Raw genomic sequence first — 14,141 nt, forward strand, 5'->3', positions numbered from 1 at the left:
CCGCCAGACTGTGGAATAAGCTGGTTGTTCGACCCGCGCTGAAGCTTCGCCTTCGCCCGGGTTCAAAAGAAACTCTTTAGGGCAGAGGGCTTTTGGAACAAGCGATAGCGGCAAACGTTTCCCGCGATGAAAACAATGATTGCGGAACGCCTCCGGCTTTATTAAGCACAATGCCTTCATGGGACATGATCATCTCCCATGGGCTAAAGCGTTTCGGGATCGGTGGATCGGTAGGGAAATAGAAGACTATGGCGGACAAGATTAAACTGGTTTCGGTCTCTCGCAGAGCGTTGCTGAGAGGCGCGGCATTGGTGGGAGCATCCACGCTGGCCGGGACCGCCATGGCGCAATCTGCCGTCGACGAGCTGATCAATGCTCGCTCGCGGGGCAATTGGGACGACCAGTTCGATGCCCAAACGTCACGTGCGGTCGCCTCTGTGACATCAAATTCGCCGATGTTGAGCGCCACCAACCTGCCGAACCTGCAATTGGCCATTTCCGCCTATCAGCAGATCGTCGCCCAGGGCGGTTGGCCGCAGGTCAATCCCTCGGTGAAATTGAAACTCGGGTCCATTGATCCAGTCGTTCAGCAACTGCGCCAACGCCTGATGATCTCAGGCGATCTTGGCCAGGAAGCGGGCATGTCCAATTCTTTCGATACCTATGTTGACGGTGCCGTGAAGCGTTTTCAGGCTCGTCACGGTCTACCCACAGATGGTGCGCTTGGCGAATATACGCTGAAAGCGATGAATATTTCTGCCGATGTGCGTCTCAACCAGCTCAATACCAATCTGGTGCGCCTGCAGGCAATGTCCGGTGATCTGGGCAACCGGTATGTCATGGTCAACATTCCCTCGATGTCTATCGAGGCCGTCGAAAATGATCGCGTCGCCTTGCGCACCAATGCCGTTGTTGGACGTATCGACCGCCCGACCCATTCCATCAATTCCAAGATCTATGAAGTCATCCTGAATCCCTACTGGACTGCGCCGCGCTCGATCGTCGAAAAGGACATCGTGCCGCTGATGCGCAAGGACCCCACCTATCTGACGCGCAACAATATCCGTCTCTTCGATGGCAAAGGCCAGGAAGTGGCCCCGGAGACTGTGGATTGGAATGCGCCCAAGGCGCCTAACCTGATGTTCCGTCAGGACCCTGGCAAGATCAACGCCATGGCCTCGACGAAGATCAATTTTCACAATCCGAACAATGAATATCTGCACGATACGCCGCAGCAGGGCCTGTTCAACAAACTGATGCGCTTTGAATCCTCCGGCTGCATGCGCGTCCAGAACGTCCGTGATCTGATCACATGGTTGCTGAGGGATACGCCCGGCTGGAACCGTCAGGAAATCGAGCGGGTCATCTCCACGCGCCAGAACAATGTGATCAAGCTTTCGCAGGAAGTCCCCGTCTATATCGTTTACATCACGGCGTGGTCTGCCAAGGACAATGTCGTGCAGTTCCGTGACGATATCTACAAGCGTGATGGCGATGCCCAGTTGGCGCTGCAAACCAACATTGGCGTGGAGCAAAATCCGGGCCGGATTGAGGACGACAATTTGCCGCAGTAAGTCTTGGCACCAGGCATTTTTATCAAGGGCCGCGCTCAAGTTGCGCGGCCTTTTGTGTTTTTACGCGGGCAGCAGTCCGGGTGATACAAGAACAAGCATCTTCTTCCGCGCATTGGCGTGCAAATGTCGCTCTGTTGTCTTGCTCTTGGGGCGCGAGGACGTTAAGACGCGCACGCATCAACGCTTTCAGGAGACTGCGATCATGGCCAATACCGATGCTTTCTTTTCCCGTCCGCTTGCCGAAACCGATCCGGATATTTTTGGTGCGATTGAAAAGGAGCTCGGTCGTCAACGCCATGAAATCGAGCTGATTGCGTCTGAAAACATCGTCTCGCGCGCCGTGCTGGAAGCGCAAGGCTCGATCATGACCAACAAATATGCCGAGGGCTATCCGGGCAAGCGCTATTATGGCGGCTGTCAGTTCGTCGATATTGCCGAGGAATTGGCCATCGAGCGCGCCAAGAAGCTGTTTGGCGTCAATTTTGCCAATGTTCAGCCCAATTCCGGTTCGCAGATGAACCAAGCCGTGTTCCTGGCGCTGTTGCAGCCGGGCGATACCTTCATGGGTCTCGACCTGAATTCCGGGGGCCATCTGACCCACGGTTCGCCGGTCAACATGTCCGGCAAGTGGTTCAACGTCGTCTCCTACGGTGTGCGCCAGGACGACAATCTGCTGGACATGGATGCGGTGGCTGAATCGGCTCGCAAACACAAGCCCAAGCTGATCATCGCCGGTGGGACAGCCTATTCGCGGATCTGGGACTGGAAGCGCTTCCGCGAGATCGCCGACGAAGTTGGCGCCTATCTGATGGTTGACATGGCCCATATCGCCGGTCTGGTTGCCGGTAACCAGCATCCGTCGCCGTTCCCGCATTGCCACGTCGCCACCACCACGACCCACAAGTCGCTGCGTGGCCCCCGTGGCGGCATGATCCTCACCAATGACGAGGATCTGGCCAAGAAATTCAATTCGGCTGTCTTCCCTGGCCTTCAGGGCGGCCCGCTGATGCATGTGATTGCCGCCAAGGCGGTTGCCTTCGGTGAGGCCTTGCAGCCGGAATTCCAGGATTATGCCGCTCAGGTGGTGAAAAACGCCAAGGCCCTGTCCGAAACCCTGGTCAAGGGTGGCCTCGATATCGTCTCCGGCGGTACCGACAATCATTTGATGCTGGTCGATCTGCGCAAGAAGAACGCCACCGGCAAGCGCGCCGAGGCAGCCCTTGGCCGCGCCTATGTCACCTGCAACAAGAACGGCATTCCGTTCGATCCTGAAAAGCCCTTCGTCACGTCTGGTGTTCGCCTTGGCACGCCAGCTGGCACGACCCGTGGCTTCAAGGAGGCTGAATTCATCGAAATCGGTAATCTGATCGTTGAGGTTCTCGACGGTCTGAAGGTTGCCAATTCCGACGAGGGCAATAGCGCCGTCGAGGCAAGCGTGCGCGATAAGGTCGTTGGCCTGACGGGTCGTTTCCCGATGTATCCTTACCTGTAAGGCGAAGAGATGCGGTGCCCGTTTTGCGGTTCGGACGATACTCAGGTCAAGGATTCTCGCCCGGCGGAGGACAATAGCGCCATCCGCCGGCGCAGGATCTGCCCGGATTGCGGCGGCCGCTTCACCACGTTCGAGCGCGTGCAACTGCGCGAGCTGACCGTGTTGAAAAAGACGGGTCGTAAGGCGCCTTTCGATCGCAACAAGCTGGTGCGGTCTTTCGAGATCGCCCTTCGCAAACGTCCCGTCGACCGGGACCGGATCGAACGGGCGGTTTCCGGTATCGTGCGGCGGCTGGAAAGCTCCGGCGAGACGGAAATTTCCTCCGAGCAGATCGGCCTGCAGGTGTTGGAAGCGCTGAAAAGCCTCGATGACGTGGCTTTTGTGCGTTACGCCTCGGTCTATCGCGATTTTTCCCATGCCGAGGATTTCGAACAGGTCATTTCTGAAATTACCGCCAAGATTTCCCAGGATCACGAACCGGGGTAAACATGGTGTGCGAACAGCCTGATGATCAGCGGTTCATGGCAGCGGCGATTAGGCTCGGTCGCAGTCATCTGGGGCAAACCCTGACCAATCCGTCGGTCGGTTGCGTGATCGTTGCCGACGGAACCATTGTCGGCTCCGCTGTCACAGCGATTGGCGGACGCCCGCATGCCGAGCGTCAGGCCATTGCCGTGGCCGGCGAAAAGGCCCGCGGCGCTACGGCCTATGTGACGCTTGAACCCTGTTCCCATCATGGCAAGACCCCGCCTTGTGCTGACGCGCTGGTTGAGGCTGGCGTGGCACGGGTTGTGGTTGCCGTCACCGACCCGGACCCGCGGGTTTCAGGCCGTGGCCTGTCCATCCTGACGGATGCGGGGATCGAGGTGGTAACCGGCGTGCTGGAGCGTGAAGCGCGCTATGGGCTCGCTGCCTATCTGACCCGCCAGACGAAACAGCGCCCGCATGTGACGCTGAAACTGGCGCTGTCGCGGGATGGTATGATTGGCCGGGCGGGCGAGGGGCAGGTGGCGATTACCGGCCCATTGGCCCGTACCCAGGTCCAATTGCTGCGCGCCGAGAGTGATGCCATTCTGGTCGGGATCGGTACGGCAAAGGCTGATGATCCAGATCTGACGGTGCGGCTGGCTGGACAAACCCATCTTTCGCCGCTGCGCATCGTGCTCGACCGGCGGCTGGAACTGCCCCTCGGTTCGAAACTGGTGCAAACGGCGGGGCACGTGCCGACGGTTTGCGCGTGTGGTGAGCCTTCCACCTTTACCTGCACGGAAAGTTTCGAGGCGAGCCGCACGGCATTGCAGGCTGCGGGCGTTGATGTCTGGCCGGTGGCCGATCTTGACGATCTGCTGCGCCAACTGGCTGTGCAGGGGATGTCTTCCCTGCTGGTGGAAGGGGGGGCCGCTGCGGCAAAGGCCTTCCTGAACGCGGGACTGGTGGATCGCATCCATCTTTACCAGGGACCAGATGAAATCGGCGGTAGTGGACTTGCATCGCCGCTTACGCCTGCCAATATACCGGAGAATTTTCGTCATCTGCGCAGTGTAAACTTCGGCGCGGATCGTTTCGATGAATATGAGCAGGATTTCTGATGTTTACAGGCATTGTCACCGATATCGGCACCGTGGAAGACATCGTGCCTCTGAAGGAAGGCGTAAAGCTGCGCATCGTCACAGCCTATGATCCTGATACAATCGACATGGGCGCTTCCATCGCGCATTCCGGCACCTGCCTGACAGTCACCGGTCTGCCAGAGGCGGGCAGCAATGCGCGGTGGTTTGAAGTGGAAGCCTGGGAGGAAGCCCTGCGGTTGACCACCATCGGTAGCTGGCAAAAAGGCACACGGATCAACCTGGAGCGCTCGTTGAAAATCGGCGATGAGCTGGGTGGGCATATCGTCTCCGGCCATGTCGATGGCAAGGCCGAGATCCTGGCGATCAAAGCCGAAGGCGATGCGACCCGTTTCACTCTGCGCGTACCCGAGCACCTGGCCCGTTTCGTCGCCCCAAAGGGCTCGGTTGCGCTGGACGGAACCTCGCTGACGGTCAATGGTGTCGAGGGGTGCGACTTCGACATCCTGCTCATCCGCCACACGCTTGAGGTCACCACCTGGGGCGACCGGCAGGTCGGCGATTTCGTCAATTTCGAAGTCGATACCATGGCACGCTATGCGGCAAGGCTCGCGGAATTTCCTAAGGCATAAAGACTTATGCGCTTTGTGAGAAAGGGCGGAAGGGCCGGGCAGCTCCTTCCGCGCATATCCATCAAGCCGAGGCGGTAAACACCGAGATGCTGCCGTCATCGACCGTCACCATGCCGACGATGGTCGTGACATCGACGCCCTGGCCATCGAGCTGACGCATCAGTTTCGGATTGGCAATAATGGCGGCCTGCAACTTGCGCGCCTGGGCGGAATGCGGGTCCTGGGCATCCAGCGCCTGGCGCACTGGGTCGGATGTTTGAAGGCCACGCAGCGGCACGACTGTCAGTCGCTTGCCGACAACGGGTTGTACGGATTGCGGGGCTTGTACGGATTGGGGCCGACCATCTTCAGAGGCCATCTCAACGGCGGCCTGGGATACACCACCGAAAGAGATGGCGGCAACGGTGGAAGCACTGAATACATGTCCGATACGGTTCATCGGTAATCTCCTGATCCAAATTATCCCCCGGCTTATCTCGTCTTAAACGCTCGCCGGTGATGACTGATGTGCGTCGCAACAAAGGCAATTTCCAGCCCGCAAACTGCCTTGATGGGTTACAAATCCGTCATCTTGATTTTCATCAAATCGCCATGTTTAGCGCGGGCGAAAGTGTCGCCGTCCACCACTTGCCGCTACCGGTTTTCTGGTCGGGTTTTTCACAAGTTTACTGATATTTATCAGCGGGCTAACGAAGGGCGTCTTTTGTTAAAGCTATATAATTGGTGTGCCATCCAATGACCGAAGAGTCAGTAAAATCTCTCCTATCAGCGCAAAACTGATGCTTTCCGGGCTTGGTCACAATAATGTGCGATAGCGCTGGCGGTGGCGGGCCAAGGGAGCGGTATTGCCAGGCTTTAGCGGCATTTCGGCGGGTTTTTCGGAAAAACACTTGCCATTCGGGGTAGGGCATGGTTTGACCCCGCATCCAATCATTGCCATTTTCTCCATCCGTTCCGGGGTGACCGCTTATGTCTGACCAGTATTCCGCACCGCACCTTCTTATTGTCGAGGCCCGTTTCTACGACGACATGGCCGATGCGCTGCTGGACGGCGCCAAGGCGGTGCTGGATGAGGCAGGCGCCAGCTATGACATCGTTACCGTCATGGGCGCGCTCGAAGTCCCCGCGGCCATTTCGATGGCGCTCGACGGCGCCGACAATGGCGGCGTGGTCTATGACGGTTATGTGGCTCTCGGCATGGTTATCAGGGGTGAGACCTATCACTTCGATATCGTCGCCAACGAATCCTCCCGCGCCCTTATGGATCTTTCCGTGTCCGAATCGCTTGCCATCGGCAACGGCATCCTGACGGTAGAGAATGATGAACAGGCCTGGGCCCGCGTCAAGCGGACGGACAAGGACAAGGGTGGCTTTGCCGCTCGCGCCGCCCTGACGATGATTGCCTTGAAGCAGAAATTTGGTGGCTGAACCGATGACGACCGAAAATAACAAACCGCCGGTCAAGACCGCCAACCAGCGCGGTGCCGCCAGGCTTGCCGCCGTCCAGGCGCTATACCAGATGGATATCGGCGGCACCGGCGTTCTCGAAGTCGTTGCTGAATACGAGACCCATCGTCTCGGTCAGGAAATCGACGGCGAAACCTATCTGAAGGCCGATGCCTCCTGGTTCCGCTCCATCGTGGCCGGTGTGGTCCGCGACCAGACCAAGATCGATCCGCTGATCCGTCAGGCCTTGCAGGACGATTGGTCGCTGGCCCGGGTGGACAGCACGGTGCGGGCCATTCTGCGCGCTGGCACGTTCGAATTGCTGGAGCGCAAGGACGTACCCATTGCGGTGATAGTCACGGAATATGTCGAGATTGCCCACGCCTTTTTCCAGGAAGACGAGCCCAAGCTGGTCAATGCGGTGCTGGACCGGATTGCCAAGCAGGTCAGGGTTCCCGCAGTCAAGTAACAGCCCTTCGGGGGAGGGGCAGGGACATGGCAGTGGAAAGCAGCACTGGCCTTGAACATCAGTTGCGAGGTGCCAAGCGCACCGTTGCTATTCTGACCGCTGCCCAGGCGGTTCTGGGCTCTGTTGCCCCCCTGTCCTTTTCCCTGGGCGGGCTTGCCGGTTACCAAATGCTGGGCGCCGATAAATCGCTGGCGACAGCGCCGCTCACCGGCTTCAACATTGGCGTGGCACTTGGTGCAGTGGCCATTGCCATTGCGTCCCGCTTGTTTGGCCGCAAGGCTGCATTCATCATGGGAGCTGGTTCGGCGGCGATTGGCGGATTGGTCGCGACGCTGGCGCTGTTTAAGATCGATTTCTGGCTGTTTGCCTTCGGCCTGCTGCTGATCGGCCTGTCTAGCGGCTTTACCCAGAAGATTAGGTTTGCCGCCGCCGACAGTTCGCCCAGCTATTTCAAGGGCGAGGCCATTTCCTGGATTCTCGCAGGCGGCATTGTTTCGGCGATCCTTGGTCCACAACTGGCGATCTGGCTGAAAGATCTGTTCGAGCCTGTGCTGTTTGCCGGTGCATTCCTGGCGCTGGCGCCGTTGATGCTGCTGGCCATTGCCATTCTCAGCTTCGTTCATCTGGGGCAGCCGCTAGGCCACCACGATGACAGCGCCAAGCCCGCTCGCTCGCTGCGCGAGATCGTACTGACGCAACGTTTCATCACCGGGATGATCTGCGGCATCTGCACCTATGCGCTGATGACCTTCATGATGACCGGCGCGCCGCTCGCCATGGTGATCGGCTGCGGCTTTACCTCCGATCAGGCAACACTCGGCATTCAATGGCATGTCATCGCCATGTTCGCGCCAAGCTTCTTCACCGGAAGGCTGATCCGCCGGTTCGGGGCGGAAAAGATCGTTGCCGCCGGTCTGCTGATCCTGATGGGCTGCGCCGTTGTCGCGCATATGGGCGTTGAGCTGTGGAATTTCTGGGGCGCGCTGGTGCTGCTCGGCATCGGCTGGAATTTCGGTTTCATCGGCGCGACAGCCATTGTTGCCTCCTCCTATCGGCCACAGGAAGCTGACAAGGTCCAGGGTTTCCACGACATCATCCTGTTCAGCACGGTCGCCCTCTCGTCCTTTTCTTCCGGCAAGGTGTTTACCGCCTATGGCTGGTCGGTGATGAACCTGGTGATCTGGCCGGTGACCGTGCTTTGCCTCGTGCTGATTGCGCTGCAATTGCTTGCCGAGCGTCGTGCCAAGGCCTGACGGCTCCTGATACCCTCAAACACGGCCCTTCACGGCGGAACATTTCCCGACGGTTGTTGATTGCGTTCAGGCATGGCAGGGCGCTTTGAAATCCGGTTGCATACTCTTGACCTTTGCAGCGGGAGAAGCGCACTCTGCCTTACAGTTTGTTCAAGAATTGCTGCTGGCCTGGCGAAAATGGTGATTTTGAGAACCGGAACGGAGCGTACTTAAAGTACGTGAGTACCGGAAGCGCAGAAATTGCCATTTGCAGCCGGCCAGCGGCGATTATTGGATAGACTGTTAGAAACAGGCAACGTCCTTGGAGGAGAGGGCGGTGTCCAACAGGGAGGCGTTGGAATGGCAGTTCTGTTAGGCGTAATTCTATGTGGCTTGATTTCCGTGGCCTATGCGGTCTGGGCAACGCAGGCGGTATTGGCTGCTGACCAGGGCACGCCGCGTATGCAGGAAATCGCCGGCTATATCCGCGAAGGGGCGCAGGCCTATCTGGCCCGGCAATATCTGACCATCGCTATCGTCGGCGCCGTGGTGTTTGCAGGCGTCTGGTACTTGCTGTCGGGAGAGGCCGCCATCGGCTTTCTGATCGGTGCGGTTCTCTCCGGTGCAGCGGGCTTTATCGGCATGCATGTGTCGGTGCGCGCCAATGTCCGCACCGCGCAGGCCTCGGCCCAGAGCTTGGCCGCCGGTCTCGACATTGCCTTCAAATCCGGAGCTATTACCGGCATGTTGGTGGCAGGTCTCGCTCTTCTCGGCGTCTCCGTCTATTATTGCGTCCTGACCTATGGTCTTGGCCATGCCAGCGGCTCGCGCGATGTGATCGATGCGCTGGTGGCGCTCGGCTTCGGCGCTTCGCTGATCTCAATTTTTGCACGGCTTGGCGGCGGTATCTTTACCAAGGGCGCTGATGTCGGCGGCGATCTGGTCGGCAAGGTCGAGGCGGGCATTCCGGAGGACGATCCGCGCAACCCGGCCACCATTGCCGATAATGTCGGCGATAATGTCGGCGATTGCGCCGGCATGGCCGCCGACCTGTTTGAGACCTATGCGGTCTCCGTGGTCGCCACCATGGTGCTGGCGGCGATTTTCTTCGCAGGCAGCGCGATACTGGAAAGCGCCATGATCTATCCGCTGGCGATTTGCGGCACCTGCATATTGACCTCGATTGCCGGTACGTTTTTCGTCAAGCTCGGCGTTAACGGCTCGATCATGGGCGCGCTCTACAAAGGCCTGATCGTCACCGGATTGCTCTCGATCATCGGTCTGGCCGTGGCCACCCAGCTCACCATCGGTTGGGGTACGATTGGCAGCGTTGCGGGTCAGGCTATTACCGGGATCAACCTATTCATCTGCGGTATTCTCGGCCTGGTCGTGACCGCGCTGATCGTTGTCATCACCGAATACTATACCGGAACCAACAAACGCCCGGTCAATTCCATCGCCCAGGCGTCGGTGACCGGTCACGGCACCAACGTTATCCAGGGGCTGGCGGTTTCCCTTGAGTCAACCGCGCTGCCGGCGCTGGTGATTATCGGCGGCATCATCTCCACCTATCAGCTAGCCGGTCTGTTTGGCACGGCCATCGCCGTCACCACCATGCTGGGGCTGGCGGGGATGATCGTTGCGCTCGACGCCTTCGGCCCCGTCACCGACAATGCCGGTGGCATCGCCGAAATGGCGCATCTGCCGCCGGAGGTTCGCAAAGTGACCGATGCGCTGGACGCCGTCGGCAATACCACCAAGGCCGTCACCAAGGGCTATGCCATCGGCTCAGCCGGGCTGGGCGCATTGGTGCTGTTTGCCGCCTATTCCAATGACCTGCAATATTTCGCCGCCAATGGCGATCAATACCCCTATTTCGCCGGGATCGGCGACATTTCCTTCAGCCTCTCCAATCCTTACGTGGCGGCGGGGCTGATCTTCGGCGGTCTCATTCCCTATCTGTTTGGCGGTATCGCCATGACGGCGGTGGGCCGGGCCGCTGGCTCCATCGTTGAGGAAGTGCGTCGCCAGTTCCGTGACAAGCCCGGCATCATGCAGGGCACCGAGAAACCGGATTATGGCCGCGCCGTGGATATTCTCACCAAGGCGGCAATCCGGGAGATGATCGTGCCGTCGTTATTGCCGGTGCTGGCGCCCATTGTCGTCTATTTCGGCGTGCTGCTGGTCTCCGGTTCCAAGGCCTCGGCCTTTGCGGCGCTGGGTGCCTCCTTGCTGGGTGTGATCGTCAACGGCCTGTTCGTGGCAATTTCCATGACATCGGGCGGCGGCGCCTGGGACAATGCCAAGAAGAGCTTCGAGGATGGTTTTGTTGACAAGGATGGGACAACGCATCTGAAAGGGTCAGACGCCCATAAGGCGTCCGTCACCGGCGATACGGTTGGTGATCCCTACAAGGATACGGCAGGCCCGGCCGTCAATCCGGCCATCAAGATCACCAATATCGTCGCCCTGTTGCTGCTGGCTATTCTTGCCGGTTGAGGGTGTCTGATCCAACATAGACATAGAAAAACCCGCGACCGTGAGGCCGCGGGTTTTTGTTTGATATCGAGGCTCTGCTTATTGGAAGCCGAGCATGTTCTTGACGCTGTTGGCAGCGCCGTTGCCGCCCGACAGAATCTGTTGCAGGAAGCTGAGGTCCTTGCCGCCGGTTGGCGTGGTGCGCGAGACCATATCGAAGACCTTGCCGTCCTTCATGCTGTAGTTGGCGCGCTGTACGACCGTGCCGTTCTTGTCGAAGTAAATCGCCAAGACCTGCTGATCGACCAGCTGCTGCTTCATGAAGGCCACGGGGCGCTTACGGGTCTGGGAGATATAATAGAATACCTCGCCATCGAAGGTCGCCGTGGTCGACGGCGTGCCGAGCGATAGCAGGACCTGTTCGCGGCTGGCACCGACCGGCACCAGATCGAGCGCTTTCGGGTCCACAATATAGCCGTTATGGAAAACTTCGCCGGTCGTGCAGCCGGTCAAGCCGCCGGTTGCGATCAGCAAAGTCATCGCGGCCAGGCCGATTGCCCTGGCGTCGGGCCGGAAATACCGTCTCTTCAATGATGCATCTCCCATCATGCTCTCTTCTGCCCGCCTGCAGGCCAGGTTCGTTCTTGCGCCAGCCATTTCTTGCGCCAGTCGCTTCTTGTGCTTATCCGCTTGCGTCTTGCCCATATCATTGTGGCCTTTCCGGGGAAACCGAAAAGACGGAGCAACGATATGTTTCAAGCTCCAACCCGCTTTGCCCGATGCGATTGCCATCGGCAGGGCCGGTCCGGTAAAACGGCATTGCAATTCATGACTGCTTCGGTAAACCAGCTTTAGCCATCATGCAACATCGGTCGGGCCGTCGCGCCTCTTTCTCCAGGGATCGGACGAATAGCCGGCAACACGTAAAATAGGCGCTGCGATGATTTTTACCCTGTTCAAGACCCGCCGGAACAACCGCCAGATTATCGACCGCCAATATGCCGTGCTGATGGAAGCCGCCCGTGTACCGCTGTTTTACGAGGCGCTCGATGTGCCTGATACCGTGATGGGCCGCTTTGAAATGCTGTCGCTGGTGCTGATTCTCTATCTGCGCCGCACGGCGAAATCTGAGCGCAGCGGCCAGGAAGTGGCGCAGGAAATCATCGACGCGTTTTTTCAGGATGTCGATCATTCCATCCGGGAATTGGGGGTTGGCGACCAGACCGTACCCAAACGGATGAAAAAATTGGCGGGAATGTTCTATGGCCGCCTTGAAACCTACGGCAAGGCACTCGATTTGAAGGATGAAAGTGCGCTTGCCGCCGGCTTTCGGCGCAATATCCATCCTGACGTGCCGGAAGCCGCTCGTCCGGCCATGACGGATTTGGCCCAGTGGGCCATCACAGCAGAAACATATCTTTTACAAACGACGGAAGAGGCCGTGATCACCGGATCGCTGGCATTTCCTCTTCCAGAGCAGCAGGTTCATCGATGAAATCGCAAGGCCAGACCCCGGCAAACACGCCTTTTTCCTATCACGTCAAGGTCGGACATGTCTCCGCCAATGCCGTGCGGGTGCGCCTTGAGGCCGATGACGCCGAGCGTCAAGGCCTGGCGCAATTGTGGAAAGTGCTGGCTGTCCGTTCTCTGAAGGCTGAACTTCAGATCAGCCGCTGGAAGCGCGACGGTGTGCGCATCAAGGGCGTGGTGGAAGGCGAGATCGAGCAGGCCTGCGTCGTGACGCTGGAGCCTGTTCTGACGCAGATTAGCGAACAGGTGGAGCAGGTCTTCGTGCCTGAGGGTTCCAAGCTTGCCCGCATCGTGCTGGACGGGCAGGGCGAGATGGTGCTGGACCCGGATGGACCGGACGCGCCGGAACCCTTTGTCGGTGACACGATCGATGCAGGCGCGCTGGTCGCAGAGTTTGCCGCCATGGCAATCGATCCCTATCCGCGCAAGCCGGGCGTTGAGTTTTCAGGTCATAACGAGGATACAGGCGCGCAGATTATTCGCCCATCGCCCTTTGCCGCCCTTAAAGACTGGAAAAAGGACTAGATTGACAGTCGGGCCTTGACGATGAACCACAAATAAGTTGTACGCCAGACCAAAACCGGTATTTTGGCCGAAAATTTCACCTGGGGGTGAAAAAGAAGGGATTAAGACGCGTGGTCAAAATTTCTCTCGACGTCATGGGGGGCGATTTCGGTCCCGAAGTCGTTATTCCGGGCGCCGCCCGGGCGCTGGAGCGCCATCCGGAGATTACATTCATCCTGTTTGGCCAGCGGGAAAAGTGCGAGCCTTTTCTTGCCAAATATCCAAAATTGAAAGCAAAATCCGTCTTCCACGATTGCGAAGTGGCAATCGCTATGGACGAAAAGCCAAGCCAGGCGCTGCGGCGTGGCCGCTATGTCTCCAGCATGTGGCGCTCGATTGAGGCCGTCAAAACAGGCGAGGCGGATGTTGTCGTGTCTGCCGGTAATACCGGCGCACTGATGGCGATGTCCAAGTTCTGCCTGCGCACCATGGCCAATGTTGAGCGACCGGCGATTGCCGGGATCTGGCCGACCCTGAAGGGGGAAAGCATTGTGCTCGATATTGGCGCTACCATTGGTGCCGATGCGCAACAACTGCTGGATTTCGCCGTGATGGGCGGTGCTATGGCCCGGGCTTTATTCCAGATTGATCGCCCTTCGATTGGCTTGTTGAATGTCGGCGTCGAGGAAATCAAGGGTCAGGAAGAAGTGCGCGAAGCGGGCCGCATGTTGCGTGAGGCAGGTCTGGACACCCTAAACTATGCCGGTTTCGTCGAGGGAGACGATCTCGGCAAGGGCACGGTCGATGTCGTCGTCACGGAAGGCTTCACTGGCAATATCGCCTTGAAGGCTGCCGAAGGCACGGCGCGCCAGATTGCAACCTATCTGAGGGCAGCCATGTCGCGCAGCCTGATGTCGAAGATCGGCTATTTCTTCGCCAAGGGGGCCTTTGATGCGCTCAAGGACAAGATGGACCCGCGCAAGGTGAATGGCGGCGTCTTTCTCGGTCTGAACGGCATTGTCATCAAGAGCCATGGCGGTACGGATGCGGAAGGTTTCGGTTCAGCCATCGAGGTTGGCTATGACATGGCGCGCAATGGTTTGACCCAGAAAATTGAAAATGATTTGAAACTTTATCACACTCGCTTTCCATCGATGTCCAGGGCTGGTTCCTCCAGCGCCGGGCCGGAAGCAGCGTGAAGGACAGGATAAATATA

Annotated in this window: 14 protein-coding genes; 12 read left to right on the forward strand and 2 right to left on the reverse strand. The window is 58.5% G+C overall.

Annotated elements, in window-relative coordinates:
• The first annotated feature begins 248 nt into the window (after nt 1-248).
• The 5 genes from AVCG78_RS04180 to AVCG78_RS04200 all read left to right on the forward strand — a co-directional run bounded on the left by AVCG78_RS04180 (nt 249) and on the right by AVCG78_RS04200 (nt 5,266).
• Nucleotides 249-1,574, forward strand: a complete 1,326-nt coding sequence (locus AVCG78_RS04180) for a L,D-transpeptidase family protein (protein ID WP_041696415.1) — start codon at nt 249-251, stop codon at nt 1,572-1,574.
• 202 nt (nt 1,575-1,776) lie between these two features.
• A complete protein-coding gene (glyA, locus tag AVCG78_RS04185; RefSeq protein WP_060715809.1) occupies nt 1,777-3,066 on the forward strand; it encodes a serine hydroxymethyltransferase in 1,290 nt (429 codons plus the stop codon).
• A 9-nt stretch (nt 3,067-3,075) separates the two neighbouring features.
• A complete protein-coding gene (gene nrdR, locus AVCG78_RS04190) occupies nt 3,076-3,552 on the forward strand; it encodes a transcriptional regulator NrdR (RefSeq protein WP_015915579.1) in 477 nt (158 codons plus the stop codon).
• 2 nt (nt 3,553-3,554) lie between these two features.
• Nucleotides 3,555-4,655 (forward strand): bifunctional diaminohydroxyphosphoribosylaminopyrimidine deaminase/5-amino-6-(5-phosphoribosylamino)uracil reductase RibD, encoded by a 1,101-nt coding sequence (gene ribD, locus AVCG78_RS04195; protein ID WP_071204649.1) that lies wholly within the window; start codon nt 3,555-3,557, stop codon nt 4,653-4,655.
• Complete coding sequence (locus tag AVCG78_RS04200; protein ID WP_071204648.1) at nt 4,655-5,266, forward strand: riboflavin synthase; 612 nt, start codon at nt 4,655-4,657, stop codon at nt 5,264-5,266. The genes ribD and AVCG78_RS04200 overlap by 1 nt, the downstream gene beginning before the upstream one ends.
• Before the next feature lie 61 nt (nt 5,267-5,327).
• On the opposite strand, the gene AVCG78_RS04205 is transcribed toward AVCG78_RS04200, so the two are convergent.
• The gene (locus AVCG78_RS04205; protein WP_071204647.1) at nt 5,328-5,705 is read right to left on the reverse strand and encodes a hypothetical protein; all 378 of its coding nucleotides are present in this window, start codon (nt 5,703-5,705) and stop codon (nt 5,328-5,330) included.
• Between the two features lie 530 nt (nt 5,706-6,235).
• On the opposite strand from AVCG78_RS04205, the gene ribH reads away from it, so the two are divergent.
• The 4 genes from ribH to AVCG78_RS04225 all read left to right on the forward strand — a co-directional run bounded on the left by ribH (nt 6,236) and on the right by AVCG78_RS04225 (nt 10,912).
• Entirely contained in the window at nt 6,236-6,694 is a 459-nt protein-coding gene (ribH, locus tag AVCG78_RS04210) for a 6,7-dimethyl-8-ribityllumazine synthase (RefSeq protein WP_015915583.1), read from the forward strand.
• A 4-nt stretch (nt 6,695-6,698) separates the two neighbouring features.
• The gene (nusB, locus tag AVCG78_RS04215; protein ID WP_015915584.1) at nt 6,699-7,181 is read left to right on the forward strand and encodes a transcription antitermination factor NusB; all 483 of its coding nucleotides are present in this window, start codon (nt 6,699-6,701) and stop codon (nt 7,179-7,181) included.
• Nucleotides 7,182-7,207: 26 nt separating this feature from the next.
• Nucleotides 7,208-8,434, forward strand: coding sequence for an MFS transporter (locus AVCG78_RS04220; protein WP_071585296.1), 1,227 nt, complete (start codon nt 7,208-7,210; stop codon nt 8,432-8,434).
• Between the two features lie 339 nt (nt 8,435-8,773).
• Nucleotides 8,774-10,912, forward strand: coding sequence for a sodium-translocating pyrophosphatase (locus AVCG78_RS04225; RefSeq protein ID WP_071585295.1), 2,139 nt, complete (start codon nt 8,774-8,776; stop codon nt 10,910-10,912).
• A gap of 78 nt (nt 10,913-10,990) precedes the next feature.
• Here AVCG78_RS04225 and AVCG78_RS04230 read toward each other — a convergent pair whose 3' ends face one another.
• Entirely contained in the window at nt 10,991-11,500 is a 510-nt protein-coding gene (locus AVCG78_RS04230; protein WP_234626767.1) for an outer membrane protein assembly factor BamE, read from the reverse strand.
• A 331-nt stretch (nt 11,501-11,831) separates the two neighbouring features.
• Here AVCG78_RS04230 and AVCG78_RS04235 point away from each other — a divergent pair, with 331 nt between their 5' ends.
• From AVCG78_RS04235 to plsX, 3 genes are all read left to right on the forward strand, one after another.
• The gene (locus AVCG78_RS04235; protein WP_071204644.1) at nt 11,832-12,386 is read left to right on the forward strand and encodes a ubiquinol-cytochrome C chaperone family protein; all 555 of its coding nucleotides are present in this window, start codon (nt 11,832-11,834) and stop codon (nt 12,384-12,386) included.
• Nucleotides 12,383-12,946, forward strand: a complete 564-nt coding sequence (locus tag AVCG78_RS04240; protein ID WP_015915589.1) for a YceD family protein — start codon at nt 12,383-12,385, stop codon at nt 12,944-12,946. The genes AVCG78_RS04235 and AVCG78_RS04240 overlap by 4 nt, the downstream gene beginning before the upstream one ends.
• Before the next feature lie 110 nt (nt 12,947-13,056).
• Nucleotides 13,057-14,124: a phosphate acyltransferase PlsX gene (plsX, locus tag AVCG78_RS04245; protein ID WP_071204643.1), complete on the forward strand. Its 1,068-nt coding sequence runs from the start codon at nt 13,057-13,059 to the stop codon at nt 14,122-14,124.
• Nucleotides 14,125-14,141 lie beyond the last annotated feature (17 nt).

Source organism: Gillisella vitis (assembly GCF_021559775.1).
GTDB lineage: Bacteria > Pseudomonadota > Alphaproteobacteria > Rhizobiales > Rhizobiaceae > Allorhizobium > Allorhizobium ampelinum.

Bases quoted from the DNA above. Each gene is read 5' to 3' on its own strand.
- AVCG78_RS04180 (WP_041696415.1), top strand. From the start codon at position 249: ATGGCGGACAAGATTAAACTGGTTTCGGTCTCTCGCAGAGCGTTGCTG.
- glyA (WP_060715809.1), top strand. From the start codon at position 1,777: ATGGCCAATACCGATGCTTTCTTTTCCCGTCCGCTTGCCGAAACCGAT.
- nrdR (WP_015915579.1), top strand. From the start codon at position 3,076: ATGCGGTGCCCGTTTTGCGGTTCGGACGATACTCAGGTCAAGGATTCT.
- ribD (WP_071204649.1), top strand. From the start codon at position 3,555: ATGGTGTGCGAACAGCCTGATGATCAGCGGTTCATGGCAGCGGCGATT.
- AVCG78_RS04200 (WP_071204648.1), top strand. From the start codon at position 4,655: ATGTTTACAGGCATTGTCACCGATATCGGCACCGTGGAAGACATCGTG.
- AVCG78_RS04205 (WP_071204647.1), bottom strand. From the start codon at position 5,705: ATGAACCGTATCGGACATGTATTCAGTGCTTCCACCGTTGCCGCCATC.
- ribH (WP_015915583.1), top strand. From the start codon at position 6,236: ATGTCTGACCAGTATTCCGCACCGCACCTTCTTATTGTCGAGGCCCGT.
- nusB (WP_015915584.1), top strand. From the start codon at position 6,699: ATGACGACCGAAAATAACAAACCGCCGGTCAAGACCGCCAACCAGCGC.
- AVCG78_RS04220 (WP_071585296.1), top strand. From the start codon at position 7,208: ATGGCAGTGGAAAGCAGCACTGGCCTTGAACATCAGTTGCGAGGTGCC.
- AVCG78_RS04225 (WP_071585295.1), top strand. From the start codon at position 8,774: ATGGCAGTTCTGTTAGGCGTAATTCTATGTGGCTTGATTTCCGTGGCC.
- AVCG78_RS04230 (WP_234626767.1), bottom strand. From the start codon at position 11,500: ATGATGGGAGATGCATCATTGAAGAGACGGTATTTCCGGCCCGACGCC.
- AVCG78_RS04235 (WP_071204644.1), top strand. From the start codon at position 11,832: ATGATTTTTACCCTGTTCAAGACCCGCCGGAACAACCGCCAGATTATC.
- AVCG78_RS04240 (WP_015915589.1), top strand. From the start codon at position 12,383: ATGAAATCGCAAGGCCAGACCCCGGCAAACACGCCTTTTTCCTATCAC.